This is a genomic window from Variovorax sp. GW821-FHT09D07 (genome assembly GCF_059416345.1).
In genome coordinates, this window is the sequence record NZ_JBWKOY010000003.1 from 83,840 (window position 1) to 100,943 (window position 17,104).

12 protein-coding genes are annotated in these 17,104 nt (G+C 68.0%); 3 read left to right on the forward strand and 9 right to left on the reverse strand.

The features are described 5' to 3' along the window. Position 1 precedes the first annotated feature (1 nt). Complete coding sequence (locus AC07OX_RS11805) at positions 2-1,186, reverse strand: M48 family metalloprotease (protein WP_070062995.1); 1,185 nt, start codon at positions 1,184-1,186, stop codon at positions 2-4. A 204-nt stretch (positions 1,187-1,390) separates the two neighbouring features. Between AC07OX_RS11805 and AC07OX_RS11810 the strand changes: the two genes are divergently transcribed. Next, positions 1,391-2,365 carry a tripartite tricarboxylate transporter substrate-binding protein gene (locus AC07OX_RS11810; protein WP_492743263.1) on the forward strand — a complete coding sequence of 325 codons (975 nt, stop codon included), beginning with the start codon at positions 1,391-1,393 and terminating at the stop codon, positions 2,363-2,365. A gap of 79 nt (positions 2,366-2,444) precedes the next feature. Here AC07OX_RS11810 and AC07OX_RS11815 read toward each other — a convergent pair whose 3' ends face one another. Continuing rightward, positions 2,445-4,571 carry a carboxypeptidase regulatory-like domain-containing protein gene (locus AC07OX_RS11815; RefSeq protein WP_495261457.1) on the reverse strand — a complete coding sequence of 709 codons (2,127 nt, stop codon included), beginning with the start codon at positions 4,569-4,571 and terminating at the stop codon, positions 2,445-2,447. Between the two features lie 181 nt (positions 4,572-4,752). Here AC07OX_RS11815 and AC07OX_RS11820 point away from each other — a divergent pair, with 181 nt between their 5' ends. Further along, positions 4,753-5,736, forward strand: a complete 984-nt coding sequence (locus tag AC07OX_RS11820) for a helix-turn-helix transcriptional regulator (RefSeq protein WP_062473909.1) — start codon at positions 4,753-4,755, stop codon at positions 5,734-5,736. Positions 5,737-5,801: 65 nt separating this feature from the next. On the opposite strand, the gene AC07OX_RS11825 is transcribed toward AC07OX_RS11820, so the two are convergent. After that, positions 5,802-7,934, reverse strand: coding sequence for a PQQ-dependent dehydrogenase, methanol/ethanol family (locus AC07OX_RS11825; RefSeq protein ID WP_062473911.1), 2,133 nt, complete (start codon positions 7,932-7,934; stop codon positions 5,802-5,804). Positions 7,935-8,077: 143 nt separating this feature from the next. Here AC07OX_RS11825 and AC07OX_RS11830 point away from each other — a divergent pair, with 143 nt between their 5' ends. Next, the gene (locus AC07OX_RS11830; protein ID WP_495261456.1) at positions 8,078-9,331 is read left to right on the forward strand and encodes a helix-turn-helix domain-containing protein; all 1,254 of its coding nucleotides are present in this window, start codon (positions 8,078-8,080) and stop codon (positions 9,329-9,331) included. 4 nt (positions 9,332-9,335) lie between these two features. Here the strand turns inward: AC07OX_RS11830 and AC07OX_RS11835 are convergent, their stop codons facing one another. The 6 genes from AC07OX_RS11835 to AC07OX_RS11860 form a co-directional block, all read right to left on the reverse strand. Continuing rightward, positions 9,336-10,490 (reverse strand): ROK family transcriptional regulator, encoded by a 1,155-nt coding sequence (locus tag AC07OX_RS11835; RefSeq protein WP_495261455.1) that lies wholly within the window; start codon positions 10,488-10,490, stop codon positions 9,336-9,338. 1 nt (position 10,491) lies between these two features. Next, complete coding sequence (locus AC07OX_RS11840) at positions 10,492-11,295, reverse strand: ATP-binding cassette domain-containing protein (protein ID WP_095747145.1); 804 nt, start codon at positions 11,293-11,295, stop codon at positions 10,492-10,494. Between the two features lies 1 nt (position 11,296). Continuing rightward, positions 11,297-12,487, reverse strand: a complete 1,191-nt coding sequence (locus AC07OX_RS11845; RefSeq protein ID WP_095747146.1) for a sugar ABC transporter permease — start codon at positions 12,485-12,487, stop codon at positions 11,297-11,299. A gap of 136 nt (positions 12,488-12,623) precedes the next feature. Next, a complete protein-coding gene (gene xylF / locus AC07OX_RS11850) occupies positions 12,624-13,646 on the reverse strand; it encodes a D-xylose ABC transporter substrate-binding protein (RefSeq protein ID WP_492686983.1) in 1,023 nt (340 codons plus the stop codon). 280 nt (positions 13,647-13,926) lie between these two features. After that, the gene (locus AC07OX_RS11855; protein ID WP_495261454.1) at positions 13,927-16,479 is read right to left on the reverse strand and encodes a phage head spike fiber domain-containing protein; all 2,553 of its coding nucleotides are present in this window, start codon (positions 16,477-16,479) and stop codon (positions 13,927-13,929) included. Further along, entirely contained in the window at positions 16,476-17,096 is a 621-nt protein-coding gene (locus AC07OX_RS11860) for a DUF4376 domain-containing protein (protein ID WP_495261453.1), read from the reverse strand. The genes AC07OX_RS11855 and AC07OX_RS11860 overlap by 4 nt, the downstream gene beginning before the upstream one ends. Positions 17,097-17,104: the final 8 nt, after the last annotated feature.

A 17,104-nucleotide genomic window follows, 5' to 3' on the forward strand; every position in this document is an offset into this window, starting at 1 on the left:
GCTACTTCTTGCAGCTCGCCGGCAACGCCTTGTCCTTCAAACCCTCACCCGCGCTGCAATGCCACGCAATGCCCCGGTCGGTCGACGACGGCTCCATGCGCAACGTGCCCTTGGTCGTGGCCACTTCCACCACCATGCTGTCGGGGTCGAGCGTGAGGGTCGCGCCGTTGGGCAGGTTTTCCGGCAGGCCGACGGCGGCCAGGGTGTCGGGGATCTCGGCCTTTTCTTCGTAGTGGCGCGTGAGCGCGTTGCGCACCGGCGCGCCCTCGGACCAGGCCTGCGCGACGACGGCGCGGGTCTGGTACTCCTGGTAGGCCGGGATGGCTGCAGCCGCCATGACGCCGATGACAGCCACCACGATCAGCACACCCGCCGCGCCGCCGCCGGCCCGGCCGGCATACGGCACGAAGAGCGCGAGCAAGTAGGCCACCGGATTGCGCTCGGGCAGCTTGGCGCCCGGGTCGATGGCGCGTGCGACGCGCTTGGTGAGCCAGGGGTAGCCGCCGATGAGTTCGTGGAACGAGCCCCAGAAGCCGCGGTTGCCGGCCGACTGGGCGGCGTAGCGCTGCAGGTTCACGTTGCGCCACTGCTGCGCGCCGGCGGCCAACGCCACCAGCGCGCGCGGTGCGGAGTCGACCTCGCGGCAGCAGGCGGCGCCGTGCAGGTCGCAGGTGTATTCCTTGGCGCGCGCATAGGCCGCGCCCAGGAGCGGCAGCCAGAGCACGGGCGCGCGCCAGATGTGGCCCGTGAGGTGGCCGCGGCGGATGTGGCCCAGCTCGTGGCCCATGTAGAAGTGGATGCCGTCGGGCTGCGCCTCCATGGCGTCGACCACGTCGGACAGCAGCACCACGAAGTTGCGGCCGAAGAAGCGCGTGGCGAAGGCGTTGAACATGCCGTCGCCGTGCAGCAGGTAGGCCTCGGGCGGCTGCGCGATGCCCAGGCGGGTGCAGCAGTCGACAAAGCGCGCGTGCAGCTCGGGCAGCTGCTGGGGCGACAGCTTCACACCCGTGCCCTTGATCCAGGCGATGACCGCCGACTGCGCGAACACGTAGCCGATGAAGCCCAGCAGCACGTACAGCAGCGCAATGCCCAGCGTGCCGACGACGATCAGCGTCCAGGCCAGCAGGCCCAGAACGAGCGTGAGTTTGCCGAGCCAGCGCTCGCGCGGATAGACCCAGGGATCCATTGGTTTCTTCTCCTCGATGCCGCCCGTCGGGCTGGCCTGTTTGTGGTTGTGGTCACCCCGGCGCGGGTGCGCGGGACGGGCGTGATCATGCCCCAGCATGGGGCGAAAACGGTGACATTCCTAAGGGCTATTCGGTATGGGTCAGCCCCCGGTCAGCCGATAAGATCGCGACCCTTTCCATTTAAAAACTCCGTCGGAGACATCATGAAGAAACTGTTTGCCCTCGCGGCGATTGCCGCGGCCGCCGTCGGCGCACACGCCCAGGATTTCCCCGCAGGCAAGCCCGTGACGCTGGTGGTGCCTTTCTCGGCCGGCGGCCCGACCGACCGCGTGGCCCGCGACCTGGCCGAATCGCTGCAGAAGACGCTGGGCACGACGATCATCGTGGACAACACCGCCGGCGCCGGCAGCTCGATCGGCACCGCCAAGGTGGCGCGCGCCAACCCCGACGGCTACACGCTGCTGCTGAACCACATCGGCATGTCGACGATGCCGGCGCTGTACCGCAAGCTGCCGTTCAACGTCGAGAACGACTTCGAATACCTCGGCATGGTCAATGAAGTGCCGATGACGCTGATCGGCAAGCCCGGCCTGCCCGCCAACAACTACAAGGAACTGACGACCTGGATCAATGCCAACAAGGGCAAGATCAACCTGGGCAACGCCGGCCTGGGCGCCGCCTCGCACCTGTGCGGCCTGCTGTTCCAGAGCGCGCTGAAGATCGAGATGACGCCCGTGCCGTACAAGGGCACCGCGCCGGCCATCGCCGACCTGCTGGGCGGCCAGATCGACCTGCTGTGCGACCAGACCACCAACACCACGTCGCAGATCGAGGCCAAGAAGGTCAAGGCCTACGCCGTGACCACCAGCAAGCGCCTGAGCACGCCCGCGCTGAAAGACCTGCCCACGCTCGACGAGTCGGGCCTGAAGGGCTTCGAAGTGTCGATCTGGCACGGCGTGTACGCCCCCAAGGGCACGCCCGCACCGGTGCTCAAGAAGGTCAACGAGGCCATCAAGGCCGCCATGAAGGACCCGGCCTTCATCAAGCGCCAGGAAGGCCTGGGCGCCGTGATCACCACCGACAAGCGCGTCGAGCCGGCCGAGCACAAGAAGTTCGTCGCGGCTGAAATCGCCAAGTGGGGTCCGATCATCAAGGCCGCCGGCGTGTACGCGGACTGATCCTTTCGGCCTCTCAAGAAAAAGCCGCCGGCCCTTTCGGGTCGGCGGCTTTTTTCATGCGGTGACAGCAGGAAAAGAATCAGGGAGGCGAGTAGGTCCACGCCTCGAAGTTCTTGCGCACATCGACCTGGCGCGCGGTGCGTGCCGTGAAGATGAAGCTGCTGACCGACGAGCCCTGCGCGTATTGGTAGGCGTTGTTGCCGACGCTCACGCAGTGGTTGTCGCTCGGCGAGTTCACCGGCTGGCAGTAGATGACGGCCTTGCGCGCCGAGGTGCGCACGGTGATCGAGTCGGTGAAGCGGTTGTTGTTCGGGCCACGACCGGCCACCAGGAAGGTGGTCGGGGCGTAGGCGCCGCTGGGCACGGCCCAGCCGTCCTGGTTGCCCTCGGCGCTGAAGTCGATGTTGTTGGCACTGGGGTCGGACGGCACCGGCGCGCCGAACACGATGCCGCGCGGGACACCGTCGATTTCCTGCATCAGCTCGGTGCGCAGGGCCGGCGTCATTTCCACGGTCGGCAGTTGCACGGCCTCGGCGAGGGTCGGCGCGCGCGAGAAGGTGCGCACGTACTGCACCGGGTTGGGCCCACCGGCCGCCAGGAAGAACTCGAGCTTCCAGACCGCCTGATCGGGAATGGCGCTCAGCTGCGTGTCGTCGAACTGCGGCGCTGCGAAGAGATTGCCGGACTCGACGCTGCTCGGGTTGCCGCCTTGCGCCGGGTCCACGTAGCGCGCGGCCATGCGCCACAGCGAGGAGTTCAGCGCGCCGTTGGCGGTGCCGTCGGTGGTGAGCACCAGGGTGGTCAGCCCGGCCCGGGGCACGAGGACCAGCTCGCGGCCGGGCAGCGCGGACGAGGTGGCCACCACCTTCGTGAAGATCGAGTCGCCGTTGCCGTCGAGCACGTTGTCCACCGACACGTTGTAGCCCGCGGCGTGGTACTTCAGGTTCGCGTGCTTGAGGAAGTCCTTCAGCTCCTGCTGCGGGCGCACGGCGGCGCGGTAGGCGTTGCTGTTGCCGGTGAGCTTGAGCGCGCCATTCACGATCCTGGCGTTGAACACGTCGTTGTCGGTGTTGCCCACGCTGTCGGTCCAGCGGTAGGTGAGCGCGATGTCGCCGCCCGGGTGGAAGTATTCGAAGTTGCCGCGGTCGTGCTTCAGGTTGGTGGGGCCGAAGCGGAACAGGCTTTCGAAAGGCCGGCGCGGGCCGCTCGACGCGCGGCCGATGTGCAGGCCGGCCGCGACGAAGCTGGCCGGGTCGTCGCCCACGAACAGCGTGCGGCAGGCCGGCGCGACCACGTCGGCGGCCTCGCCGAAGGCGTTGCCGTCGGAGCCGATGGTGCTGTCCACGCGCTCGTTCAGCGGCAGCGCGTAGCAGGCGTTGAGGCGGTCCAGCAGGTCCTTGACCATCGCCGGCGTGGGCGGCTGCACGAGGGCCGCGGCATCGACCGCGGGCAGCGGCGCGATGCTGCTCTCGCCGGTGCGAAAGACGATGGACACCGGCGCGCTCTCTTCGCTCGCGGGCTGCGCCTTGACGGTGATCTCGATGTTGGCGGCGGTGCCGTCGGGACGCACCGACACGTTCAGCGTGTCGAGCACGCGGTCCTGGCCCGTGCCGTTGGCCTGGAAGGTGCCGCTCATCGGGTCGATGCTGGTGTTGAGCGCGTCCAGCAGCGGCTTGAGCGCGGCCACGAGCTTGGCCACCTGGTCGCTGATGGCGCCCGGTGTGACGGCGCCGGCGTCGGCCTGCACCGCGGCGGCGAGCTTCGACGGATCGCCGTTGGGCGCCAGCTGCGCCACCACCACGGTGGTCAGCGGCGTGACGTTGGTGGTGCCGGTGGCGGTGCTGGCGGTGGTGCTGTAGAGCGTGAGGTCGTCGCGCACGGCCTGGATCACCAACGGCGCCTTGGTGCCCGCGGGCAGCACGCAGCTGTAGGTGCCTTCGGCCGGCACGGTCACTTCGCAGACCTTGGCGCCGGTCTGGTCGAACACGGTGAGCGCGGCGCCGGCAAAGGCCGCGCCGGTGGCCACGGTGCCGCTCAGCGTGCCGGGCGATTCGGCAGCGGGCGGCGTACCGCCGTTGCCGCCCGCACCGACGGGGAATGCGAAACCACCGCCGCCTCCGCCACCCCCACCGCCGCCGCAGGCGCCGAGGATCAACAGGGTGGCAAGGGACAGGGCGTGGGGGATTCTGGAGGTGGGGTGGGGCATCGTGGGTCTCTCGAAAAGGGAAAGGGCCTGGGCAGCAACCGAGGGCGCTGCAAACAATAGCTTTCGCTTTTGGAAATCAAATGATGCAAATGCACCATTCTTGAAACCGCGCGGCCGAGCCCCGCGCGCGTCACCGGAACATGGGATGGGCATGCGGCGCCCGGGCTGGAAGACTCCCCGCATGACCTTCACGGCCGGTGTCCCGCGCGACTTCAGCGACCTCCTGTTGCGGCTGTACCGCCTCTCGCACGAGTTGCCCATCGACGCCTTCCAGGACGCCGCGCTCGACCTCCTCAAGCCCGTGCTGCCCTTCGACTCGTCGATGTGGGGTACCGCCACCCGCACCGACCACGGCATCGACATCCACACGATCCACCTGCACAACCAGCCGCTCGAGATGGTCACGGCCTACGAGCAGGTCAAGCACATGGACACGGCCGCTGGCGAGGTGGCCAAGCAGTCGAACGCCACGCTCGCCTTCAATGCGCAGGCGTGGTTCTGCCGCGACGACCAGGCCGAGCTGCGCGACTACGGCCGCCGCTTCGAGCAGGCCAACTTCTTCATCACCTCGGATTCGAACCCGCAGACGAGCTTCGTCCACTGGCTCAGTCTGTTCCGCGCCGACCCGGAAGCCCACGGCACGGAGGAAGAGCGGCAACTGCTCGCCAGCCTCGCGCCGCACGTGATGCAGGCGCTGGCGCTGAACCGCGTGATGCACCTGGACCGCCTCGAGGCGGGCAGCGCGTCGCCCGGCGGCTCGGCCATCGGCGACCTGCGCGGCGTGCTGTACCACGCCGACCGGCTGTTCGAGGCGATGCTGAAGGCCGAATGGCCGGCCTGGCACGGCCGCACGCTGCCCGATGCGCTGCTGCAGCACTTCCTGCAGGGCCACGCGCGCTTCAACGGGCGCGAGATCGTGGTCACGCACCGCGTCGAGCAGCGCCTGCTGTTCCTCAAGTGCCGCCACCGCTGCCGCGCCGACAGCCTCACGCCGCGCGAGCACACCATCGCCGAGCTGCTGGCGCGCGGCGACACCCACAAGGAAGTGGCCGCCATCCTGAACCGCTCGCCGGCCACGGTGCGCAACCACATCCAGTCGATCTACGACAAGCTGCAGGTGGGCAACGTGGCGGGGTTGATCCACGAGCTGCGGCTGGCGGGCTGACGAGCGCCCTGTCCCAAAAGAAAAGGCGCCGATGGCGCCTTTTCTGTTTGCTTGCGCGATGCGCCCTACTTCGGCCGGATCGCGTCCGCCGTGCCCTGGATGAAGGCCTTGATGCTCTCGATGTCGTCGCCCGAGAGCTTGCCCGTGAAGTCGGGCATGCCGCGCGACATGGCCGGGCCCTTGAGCACGAACTTGTCGAGGTTCTCGATGTAGGCCGGGTCCAGGTAGCCCAGGTTCGGGATGTTGCCGCCGCGGTCCACGCCCGGCACGCCGTGGCAGAACACGCAGTTGCTCACGTACAGCATGGTGCCGGCCTGGACCTTGGCGGGGTCGTACTTCACGCCCTGCACCAGCTTGGCCATGCGGTACTCGACGAAGGCGGGCATCTTGGCCGTGCCGCCGACCGCGAAGGTGTAGACCGTGCCCGGGCCCTGGCGCTCGGTGGCGCGCTGCGCCAGGCCGTACACGCCGCCCCAGCCCACGGCCACCGACACGTACTGCTTGCCGTCCACCATGTAGGTCGCGGGCGCCGCCACCACGCCGGTGCCGGTGGGCGTTTCCCACAGCTTTTCGCCGGTCTTCGCGTGGTAGGCCACGAGGCGCCCGTCGGCCGTGCCCTGGAACACCAGGTCGCCGGCGGTGGTCAGCGTGCCGCCGTTCCACGGCGAGGCGTAGTCGACGCCCCAGGCTTCCTTCTGCTTGATGGGGTCCCAGGCCACGAGGCGGCCGAAGGGCTTGCTCGTGGGCGGCTCGACGTTGGCGAATTTGCCGAGGTTCCAGCCCAGCGCCGCGTGCGGGCGCCCGGGTGCGTTCTCGTCGAACTTCCAGGCCTTGTCGTCCATCAGGTTGATCGGCACGTGCTGGGCCGGCAGGTAGGCCAGGCCGGTCTGCGGGTTGTAGGACATCGGGTGCCAGTTGTGCGCGCCGAACGGGCCCGGGATGCTGTCGCCCGGCTTCTCGTTCTGGCGCGCGGCGGGGACCTCGATGGGTCGGCCGTTCTTGTCGTAGCCCGTGGCCCAGTTGACCGCGACGAAGTTCTTCGCCGAGATGAACTTGCCGTTGGTGCGGTCGATGACGAAGAAGAAGCCGTTCTTGGGCGCGTGCAGCAGCACCTTGCGCGCCTTGCCGTTCAGCTTGACGTCGGCCAGGATCATCGACTGCGTGGAGGTGTAGTCCCAGTTGTCGCCGGGCGTCTCCTGGTAGTGCCACTTGTACTTGCCGGTGTCCGGGTCGAGCGCGACCACCGAGCCCAGGTAGAGGTTGTCGCCGCCCTTGGGGCTGCGCGCCTTGGCCGCCCAGGGCGAGCCGTTGCCGGTGCCCACGTACATCAGGTTTAGCTCGGGGTCGAAGGCGAAGCTGTCCCACGCGGTGCCGCCGCCGCCGGCTTCCCAGTACTTGCCGCTCGGGTCCCAGGTCTTGGCGGCGCGCGCCATCGACTCGTCCTCGAAGGGCTTGCTCGGGTCGCCGGGCACCACGAACCAGCGCCACTTCTGGTCGCCGGTCTTCGCGTCGTAGGCGGTGACGTAGCCGCGCACGCCGTACTCGGCGCCGCCGTTGCCGATGATGACCTTGCCCTTGAACACGCGCGGCGCGCCAGTGATGGTGTAGCTGCCCTTCTGGCCCTCGATGGTGTTCTTCTCCCACACCTTCTGGCCGGTGGCAGCGTCCAGCGCGATCAGGCGGCCGTCGTAGGCCGCCACGTAGACGCGGCCCTCGTACAGCGCCACGCCGCGGTTGACCACGTCGCAGCAGCCCCTGAAGCCTTTCGTGCGGTCGACCTGCGGATCGAAGGTCCAGATCTTCTGCCCGGTGCGCGTGTCGATCGCATGCACGATGCTCCACGAGGCCGTGACGTACATGATGCCGTCGACCACCAGCGGCGTGGCTTCCACGCCGCGCGTCGATTCGAGGTTGTACGACCAGACCAGCCCGAGCTGCTTCACGTTGCCGGTGTTGACCTGGTCGAGCTTGCTGAAGCGCGACTCGGCGTAGTCGAGCCCGTAGCTGGGCCAGTCGGGCGTCTTCTTCGCCGCGTTGGCGCGCACGAAGTTGCCGTCGACGCGCTTGGCGGCCGCGCCGGCACGGTCCTGCGGGCTGGCGGCCGTCTGGGCCAGTGCCGGGGCCGCCAGGCCCAGGCACAGCAAGGCGCCCGCAAGCAGGCGCCGCCCGGAAAGAGGCTGTGTCGTTGTCGTCTTCATCGGGGTCTGTCTCCTTCTTCGTTCTGCCCCAAGGATCGTTCGCACGGCATCGGCCTTCACCCCCGGGATTTCCCCAATCAAGCCTTGTTCCATTGCGGAACACATTCGAGAGGGTCCCTGAACCCGGAAGAGGCGGCGAACCCATGGCGCTCGACAGGCTCGGCACGGCGGATGCGCCGCGCCAACTCTTTGCCAGCACGCCGGCGCAGCGCGTGGCGCTGGCGCGGCAGCAGTTTTTCGAAGAAGGCGTGCGCCCCTCGGGGCTGGTCGGCGAGGCGGTCATCCAGTCGTGGATGCGCTGCAGCCGCACCCACGCCGACCGGCAGCGCGTGGTGGCCTTCGACGCCGTCACGCCCAGCCGGCTGCACACCACGCTCGCGCGCAACCGCGAGCTGCTGGACGTGGCGCGGCACGAGCTCGTGCAGATGGAGCACATGCTCGCGGGCACCGACTGCCGCGTGATCCTCACCGACCGCGACGGCGTGGTGGTGCATGTCACGAGCCAGCCCGCCGGCACGCACCAGCCCGTGCTGCGCCAGACCGCGCGCCTGGGCGTGAACATCTCCGAGCGCGTCGTGGGCACCACGGCGCCGGGCATCGTGGCCAGCACCGGGCAGGCCTGCACCGTCGACGGCGCCGAGCACTACTACGACGTGCTGTGCCACATGCAATGCGCCGCGGCACCGATCCGCGACGTGAGCGGCCGGCTCGCGGGTGTGCTCGACCTCACGGTGGAGGCGCGGCGCTTCGGCTTCGACGCGGCCTCGATGGTGGCGCTGCACGCCACCATCATCGAAAACCGGCTGCTGCAGGCGCAGTCGCGCGACCATCTCATCCTGCGCTTCCAGGCCAGCCCCACGCTGCTGGGCACGCCGCTCGAGGCGCTCGCGGGCATCGCGCCCGACGGCACCATCGCGTGGCTCAACAACGCCGGCGCGCGGCTGCTGGGACGGCTGCCCGAGGCCCCCGACGACCGCGACGTGGAATGCCTGCTGGGCCACGACCTCGCGAGCCTGCTGCGGTTGGGCCGGCGCGAGGCCGCGCAGCCGCTGCGGCTGGCCAGCGGGCTCGGCGTGTGGATGCAGGCGCAGCTCAAGGGCGCGGACGGCGCGGACTTCCGCCACGCGGTGGCGATGCCGGAGATGGCGAGCGCACAGGTCGATGCGCCCGTGGCGATCGACGTGCAGGCGCAGCCGCCCGTGGCGCTTGCTCCCACTAGCGAGACGCCGCCCACCGAAACCCTGCGCGAGCACAGCCGCAAGCTGATCGAGGACACGCTCGCGGCGCACGGCGGCAACGTGTCGCAGGCGGCGCGGCAGCTGCGCGTGTCGCGCGGCACGCTGTACCGGCGGCTGCGCGGCTGGCGCGACGACGACAGCAGCGCGGCAGTGGACTGACGGCTCAGGCGCCGGCGCGGGCCAGTGCGCGCGCGCGGCGCGCCTTCGCATCGGGCTGCAGCGGCCGCAGGTAGTCGTGCAGCGCCAACGCCGCCGCCCCCACCGCGGGCGCGAGGGCTTCGTAGCGCGCCGTGCGCAGTTCCGGCGCAGGCATGCCGGCGCGCTCCGCATGGCCCATCACGCCTTCGAACGCAGCCTTCGCGAACTCCGGATGCTCGGCGCAGACCTTGCCCCCGAGCACGATCGCGCGCGGGTTGAAGGTGACCCACAGGTTCTGCAGCAGCACGCCGAAGAACGCAGCAGCGCGCGCCATGTCCGCGCCCTCGCGCGCCAGCACGCGCGAGCCGAAGAAGGCCTCGGCGCAACCGCGCCGGCCGCACGAGCACAGCGGCCCGTCCAGCTGCAGGATGGTGTGGCCGATCTCGCCGGCCATGCCTTGCGCGCCAGTGAAGAGGCGGTCGTTCAGCACCACGCCCGCGCCCACGCCGACGTCGCTGTTGACGAAGATCAGCGGGTCTTCGCCCTCGCCCGCCGCGAACTCGTACTCGCCGAGCGCGGCCGCATCGGCATCGTTCTGCAGTTGCACCGTGACGCCCGGCAGGCCCGCCGCAGCCAGCGCCTTTTCGAGCGCGGGCAGCAGGTTCACGTTGCGCCAGCCGAGGTTCGGCGCGAAGCGCACGACGCCCGTGCAGTCGTCCACCGCGCCCGGCACGCACACGCCGATGCTCGACAGGCGCAGGCCGCGCTCGTCGAGCTGCGCGTGCGCCGCCGCCGCCATGCGTGCGAGCTGCGCGCACACGCGGGCCGGCTCACCGTCGTCCAGCGGCTCGGCCTGCGCGTGCAGCACCTCGCCCTGCAGCGAGACGCACACGAGGCGCAGCGTTTCGACGGCGATCTCCACGCCCATCAGCGCGCGCACGCCGACGTTGATCCGCAGCGGCGTGGACGGCCGCCCGAGCCCGTCGGCCACGGCGGCGCCCGATTCGCTGAGCCAGCCTTCGTCGAGCAACTCACGCACCAGCAGGCTCACGGTCGACTTGGTGAGCCCGCTTTCGCTCGCGAGCCGCGCGCGCGACAAGCCCGGCTGCGCGCGCAGCAACCGCAGCAGCACGCTGCGGTTCAGGCGCTTGAGCAGCTGCTGGTCGCCGATGGTCTTCATGTCATGCCGCTGCAGTGGCCGCGGTTGCTGCGTGGTGCGCCTGCTCGCGCCCCTCGGGCCGCTTGCCGGCAATGATCATCCCGAGCACTTCATCCTCGGTGACATCGGCCGTGCGGTAGGTGCCCACGAGCTTGCCGTTCTTCATCACCGCGAGCCGGTCGCTCAGCGAGAACACGTCGGGCATGTCGTGCGTGATCAGGAAGATGCCGACGCCGTCGTCCTTCAGCTGCTTGACGAGGCGCCCGACCATCGCCGTCTCTTCGGGGCCGAGCGCGGCGCAGGGCTCGTCCATGATGAGGATGCGCGCGTTGAAGTACAGCGCGCGCGAGATCGCCACCACCTGCCGCTGCCCACCCGACAGGCGCCGCACCGGGATGCGGATGTTGGTGAAGTTCTTGTTCAGGCGCTGGAACACCTTGCGCGCCTGCACTTCCATGAAGTGGTCGTCCAGCGTGTTCCACGCCGTCATCTTCTCGCGGCCCAGAAAGAGGTTCGCCACCGAGTCGAGGTTGTCGGCCAGCGCGAGCGTCTGGTAGATGGTCTCGATGCCCTGGGCCTGCGCTTCGGCAGGCGTGCGGATGTGGACCTTCTCGCCGGCGATGAGCGTGTCGCCCGAATCGATCGGGTAGGCGCCCGCGAGCATCTTCATCAGCGTGGACTTGCCCGCGCCGTTGTGGCCCAGGAGCGCCACCACTTCGCCGGGGTAGAGGTTGATGCTCACGCCGTCCACGGCCTTCACGCCGCCGAAGGCCTTGCGGATCTCGCGCAGCTCGACGAGCGGTTTGGTCTTGTCGATGTCGGCCATTTCAGTTCTCCCCGAACTTGCGGCGGTACAACACGTCGAAGACGACGGCCACGATCAGCACCTGGCCGATGATCACCATGCGCTTGCCGATGGGCACGTCGAGCAGCAGCATGCCGCTGTCCAGCGACTGCATGATCAGCGCGCCCAGCACCGAGCCGAAGATCGAGCCGCTGCCGCCCGCCAGCGCCGTGCCGCCGATGACGGCCGCCGCGATCACGTACAGCTCCATGCCCGTGCCCAGCGAGTTGGTGCCTGCGTTGAGCCGCGCGATCGACACGATGGCCGCCACCGTCACCAGCACCGCCAGCAGCGCGAACAGCATCAGCGTGACGCGCTGCACCGGAATGCCCACCAGCGCCGCCGCGTCGGGGTTGCCGCCCATCGCGAACACATAGCGGCCGAAGCGCGTGCGGTGCACGATGAACGACAGCACGATCGCCACCGCCGCCCAGATCAGCACTGGGATCGGAATGCCCTGCGGTTCGCTCTTGGACGAGATCTGGTAGCTGTTCATCACCCAGGCGAAGCCGACCACCACCGCCACCGGCACGGCCGTGAGCAGCACGTCGAGCCACAGCGCCTCGGTCGGCATGTCGTAGCGCTGGCGCGCGCGGCGCTTTTGCACCATGCGACCGAACAGCACCAGTGCCACCAGCCCCGCGAGCACCCAGCTGGCCGTGACGCCGATGCCGCCGTCGTAGCCGCCGCCCAGGCGCTGGAAGAACTCGTCGTTCACCGGCTGCGTCTTGCCGTCGGCCACCAGGAAGGCCGCGCCGCGAAACGACATCAACCCGCCCAGCGTGACCACGAACGACGGCACGCCCAGCACCGCCGTGAGCCAGCCCTGGTAGATCGACACCAAGAGCGCCACCGCGAGCCCCGCGAGGCAGGCCGTGGGCCACGACCAGCCCGAGGTGTACTGCAGGTAGGCGATGAGCACGCCGACGAAGCCCATCACCGAACCCACCGACAGGTCGATGTGGCGCGCCACGATGATCAGCACCATCACCGTGGAGACGATGCCGACCACCGCCGTCTGCTGCGCGACGTTGTAGAGGTTCTCGGGCGAGAGGAACACGCCGCCCGACATGATGCTGAACGCCACCGCCATCACGGCCAGCAGCACGCACATCAGGAGCAGGCGCAGGTCGATGCCGGTGCGGCGCCACCAGCCGGGTGTTGGATCGCTCATTTTTCAGACCCCCTCGGGACGGACTACAGGTGCGCAACCGCCCACCGGCTGGCCCTTGCGGGTCGGCCGGAAGCCATGTTGCGAAGAGATGGGGGGCGCGTTCAACGGGAAGCTGAACGCGCCGGTGGTTGCGGCGTTACTTGCAGGCCGCGGGCGCGTTCGCGCCCGAGACGCCCTTGCACAGCTCGTCCTTCTTGATCCAGCCGGCCTTGACGATCACGTCGAGGTTGTCGCGCGTGATCGGCACCGGCGTCAGCAGGCGCGAGGACAGCGAGATCTTCTTGGCACCGCCGGCCCAGGGCGCGGCCTTCTCGACCGGCTTGCCGGCCGCCAGCGAGACCGCCGCCGTGGCGGCTTCGCGGCCGAGCTCGCGCGAGTCCTTCCAGATGGTCGCGGTCTGCGTGCCCAGCGCCACGCGGTTCAGTGCGGCGAAGTCGGCGTCCTGGCCCGACACCGGAATGCCGCGCAGGCCCTTGGCCGTGAGCGCCGCGACCGCGCCGCCGGCCGTGCCGTCGTTGGCCGCCACCACCGCGTCGACCTTGTTGCCGTTCTTGGTGAGGATCTGCTCCATGTTCTTCTGCGCGACCTCGGGCTTCCAGCCTTCGGTGTACTCGTCGCCGACGATCTTGATGTCGCCCTTCTTGATGGAGGCGTCCAGCACCTCTTGCTGGCCGGCGCGCAGGAAGTCGGCGTTCGGGTCGCTCGGCGAGCCCTTGATGATCACGTAGTTGCCCTTGGGCTTGACCTTGAGCACCTCGCGCGCCTCCATGCGCCCGACCTCGACGTTGTCGAAGGTGATGTAGAACACGCCCGGCGCCTCGATCAGCCGGTCGTACGCCACCACCGGCACCTTCTGCCGCGTGGCCTTCGTGACGGCGGGCAGGATCGCGTCCTTGTCCATCGCCAGCACGATCAGCGCCTTCGCGCCCTTGGACATCAGCCCCTCGATGTCGCCCAGCTGCTTCTCGGGCGAGCCGCCCGCGTCGGCGCTGATGTACTTCGCGCCGAGCTTCTCGAGCTGCGCCTTGATCGCGGCCTCGTCGGTCTTCCAGCGTTCTTCCTGGAAATTGGACCAGCTCACGCCGACCACGGTCTGCGCCATCGCGCCCACGGCCGTGAGACCGAACGCCAGGGCGGCCAGGGTGTGTTTCGTTGTCAGTTGCATCGGTGTCTCTCCTCAGAACGGTGTGCCGAGCGTGAGCTGGCGGACCGGGGTAGTTAGTTTGAGTGGCGAACTAACTATCCCATTGGGGGGGGATTACGTGCAACCGGGAATTCCCCGAGACGTGGGGGAAGGCACGGATGGGTGATGGGTTGGCTGTACGAAGAAGGATTGCCTGGGGATGCCGTGAACTCGTGAGTGGGCATGAAAAAAGCCCCCGAAGGGGCCTGGTGTGTGATTGCGCTTTTCGCGCTGGCCTGTGGCCAGGGCCCCTCCTCTACGCCGTCAGTGCCACCACCTCCGCATCCGTGAGTTTCTGCGGCTGGTAGCGCGCCGCGCGGATGCGGAAGAAGGGGCAGTTCCCTCCGCCATAGGTGCTGCCCAGACCGAGGTAGGTGGTGCCCGGTCCCGCAATCGGCGTAGCCACCTTCTGGATCGGCTGGTTGTTGTAGGCAAAGCGCACGCCCTCGGTCCCGTAGCTCATCGCGAGCTTTGCGATCGGTCCTGGCAGCACCTTCGGCGGTGTGGCCAGGGTCGTGCCATCGATCACCGTATACCCGTAGGCCACGCCGTTCGTGACATTCCCGGCGGAATACGAAACGCCCATGCGCCCGCCCACCCCGCCGAACTCCAGGACCGTCTTGGTCCCGGTGTCGCTCATCCGGGGCACTTCCAGCTCCATGAACACCGTGCCTTCGGCAGCGTTGAACCAGCCCTTCGTGGTGTCGATGCGGACGCTGTCCAGGGCGCGGGTCGTTGCCACCGAAGTTGCTGTGTCCGCTTGGCGCGTGGTGGCCGCCGATGAGGCGACGTCCGCAAGACGCGTCACTGTCGCCGTCGTTGTCGGGATGTAGCTCGACGCGGACGACGCCTGTTCCAGCTGCAAGCCCGTGAACTTGAAAGTGCGGGCGCTATTGGTGCCGTACTTCCAGATACCCGACACAGTGCTGGGAACGGATGCATCGGTGGTCCGCGTGCCCGTGAGGCGGTACACGCCGCCCCCGACATGCGTCATGGTGCAGGCGGTGGGAGAAATCGGCGCGTTCGCGATGACGAGCGCGAAGTCCGCCGCGCCACCAGACGCGGGCATGCTGGGCGCTCCGCCGTCATCCATCTTCACGAAACAGGAAATCACGTAGGTAGTCGACGGCGCAAGAACAGGCGACTTGGCGGCATAGAACGCGAACGTGCCGGCCGGCGGCGGTGCAGGGAATGCGATGCCTGTCGTGAACCCCAGCTCGCTCCAGGACGCCGCCGCGCATCCGATCCTGACGGACGCATCCGCAAGCCCGTTGCGAAACTCGCTCTCGGTCAACAGGTTGGTGCTGGACACCTCTTGCATGAGCCAGGGTGCGATGGTCAGGTCGGCCGGGTTGTAGGTCATCCGCGCTGCGCCCGCCGCAGCGGTCTTCATCACACCCGTGGCGTCGAAGTAGGTGCCGATGGATGCGCGGCTGGTGAAGGTCTCGGTGCTCGGGATGTAGCTGGTGGCGAACGCACCGGCTTCGAGCTGGGCACCCCAGGCCAGGCAGGCCCCGTTGTCCGCTCGCGGTCCAGAAACTACTGCGTAGACCGTCAGAACATCGCCCACCGCGATGGCTATCTTCGACGTGTAGGTACAGCGAAACCACCCATTGCCCGCATCACGCATCTCCCACCCCGCCCCCGAAATCAACGGATTCGCACCGTGCAGGATCACGCCGGCGCCGATGTCGTTCGTCGCAGTTGTAGTGTTGCGCAGCAGCAGGTCCACGTTGGCAGTCCTCGACACGTTCTTCAGATAGATCGAGTACGTCATCACGGTCGCCGTCGCGACGGCGCTCTGCGTGTTGGGTGTGATGGACGTCCCCGAAAACTCAACTGCTCGAAGCGTGCCATCGGGCGCCAACCGTCCTGTGACGCGTGACATCCCGCCGCCCGTCCAGGGCGACAGATGCATGTCGCCACTCTTGAGCAGAATGTTCGTGCGCTGCTCCTCCACCATCAGCACCGGCGGCAAGATCAGGTTCGACGGCTCGTAGCTGTTGCGCGCAACGCCCGCCGCCGCATAGCGCAGGATGCCTTTCGGGTCGTAGTAGCTGCCGATGGAGCTGCGGGCCGTGACGGCATCGACGCTGGGAATGTAAGAGCTTGCGAACGCGCCAGTTTCAAGCTGCGCACCCCAGATGTAGATACCGGCAACACCGTCGCCCGACCCACTGGTGCCAACAGAAGAACCGGGGTAGATGGCGGCCACAAGCGCGGCAGAAGCATCGCTCGTGAAAACCAATTCGACACGACGCCAGCCATTGCCTGCATCGACAACCCTTTTCGAAACCTCGACAAATCCGCCGCTCACCACACCTGCGGCTGTCATCGTTGTCAGATTGAAGGGAATGCTGATGCTGTCAGCAGAAGAGGCGCCTCGCGCATAGATCCAGCCGCTCGAAGAGCCTCCCGCCTTCGCATAGAAGGAGTAAGCGTAGGTGGTCGCTGTTGCAGCCTTGGCAACGGTCTGAACGACGTGGCCGAGGCCTGCGGCGGCGCCGCTGTTCAGAATCAGCTTGCATGCATCCCATCGCCCATTGGGCGCAACAGCGGCTTCCGGCACCGGCGTGGCATTCGATCTCGTCCACGTTGGATATCTATCGAATCGGGACGAGAACAACAGCAGGTTCTGTCGCGGGCTTTCGATCAGCAGCCCCTTCGACGCTTTTGTGATCGGATCGAAGTCGAAGCGCGGCGTGGGGCTAGGCTGAATGAGCCCCTGCGAGTTGACGCAGGTGCCGTTGGTGCCACCAGAGTAGGTGAACAGCTCCGTGAAATTCTTGTCGGTGAGCGTGGTGGTCATTGCGTTTCGATGCTGTTGTGGGTGAGGGGCCAGCCCGCGGAGATGTCATAGGCCTCGGTCTCAGCCTCTGTCCGGAGTTGGTCGATGGCGGCGTGGTGCGTGCGCTCGGCACTGAAGCACGCCTGGACATGCAGGCCGATCGCGCGGGCCACACCGCGAAGTTCGTCGATGCTCAGGCGAGCCCATCCGCTGTCGGCCTTGAAGTCGACAGCGTCGATGCCCGCGATGTCGGCGTTGACGATCACTGCCGTGATGCGGTCCTGGTCGGGCTTGCCCGTGAGAACGCGTTGACCGCCCGCCAACGTGACTCCCCCCGTCTCAACCGCCCAACGCCGCTCAGTGACGAGATTGCGCAAAGTACGCCGCCGGTCGTCCAACGATCTGGGGTCCCGCCAAGCGTGCAGTACCCAATCGAAAACATGGTGCTCTCCTGGCCTCATCCCCATTGGGACCGGCTTCATCGTTTCCCAGTCCATGTAGCACCCGTCTGGAAAACTTCCAATCAGGATGCGCTCGTGCTCGCCGGCTGCTTGCGCCTCGCAAGCGCTTTCTGTCGGCGCTGAGCCACGCGCCAGCAATTGGCCGGTCTGTCTGTCAAAAGCAGTGAATTCAGGCATTCGATTCT

Coding starts and splice junctions, on each gene's coding strand:
- AC07OX_RS11840 (WP_095747145.1), bottom strand. CDS start 11,295: ATGGCCGACATCGACAAGACCAAACCGCTCGTCGAGCTGCGCGAGATC.
- AC07OX_RS11860 (WP_495261453.1), bottom strand. CDS start 17,096: ATGCCTGAATTCACTGCTTTTGACAGACAGACCGGCCAATTGCTGGCG.
- AC07OX_RS11825 (WP_062473911.1), bottom strand. CDS start 7,934: ATGAAGACGACAACGACACAGCCTCTTTCCGGGCGGCGCCTGCTTGCG.
- AC07OX_RS11855 (WP_495261454.1), bottom strand. CDS start 16,479: ATGACCACCACGCTCACCGACAAGAATTTCACGGAGCTGTTCACCTAC.
- AC07OX_RS11815 (WP_495261457.1), bottom strand. CDS start 4,571: ATGCCCCACCCCACCTCCAGAATCCCCCACGCCCTGTCCCTTGCCACC.
- AC07OX_RS11810 (WP_492743263.1), top strand. CDS start 1,391: ATGAAGAAACTGTTTGCCCTCGCGGCGATTGCCGCGGCCGCCGTCGGC.
- AC07OX_RS11805 (WP_070062995.1), bottom strand. CDS start 1,186: ATGGATCCCTGGGTCTATCCGCGCGAGCGCTGGCTCGGCAAACTCACG.
- AC07OX_RS11820 (WP_062473909.1), top strand. CDS start 4,753: ATGACCTTCACGGCCGGTGTCCCGCGCGACTTCAGCGACCTCCTGTTG.
- AC07OX_RS11845 (WP_095747146.1), bottom strand. CDS start 12,487: ATGAGCGATCCAACACCCGGCTGGTGGCGCCGCACCGGCATCGACCTG.
- AC07OX_RS11835 (WP_495261455.1), bottom strand. CDS start 10,490: ATGAAGACCATCGGCGACCAGCAGCTGCTCAAGCGCCTGAACCGCAGC.
- AC07OX_RS11830 (WP_495261456.1), top strand. CDS start 8,078: ATGGCGCTCGACAGGCTCGGCACGGCGGATGCGCCGCGCCAACTCTTT.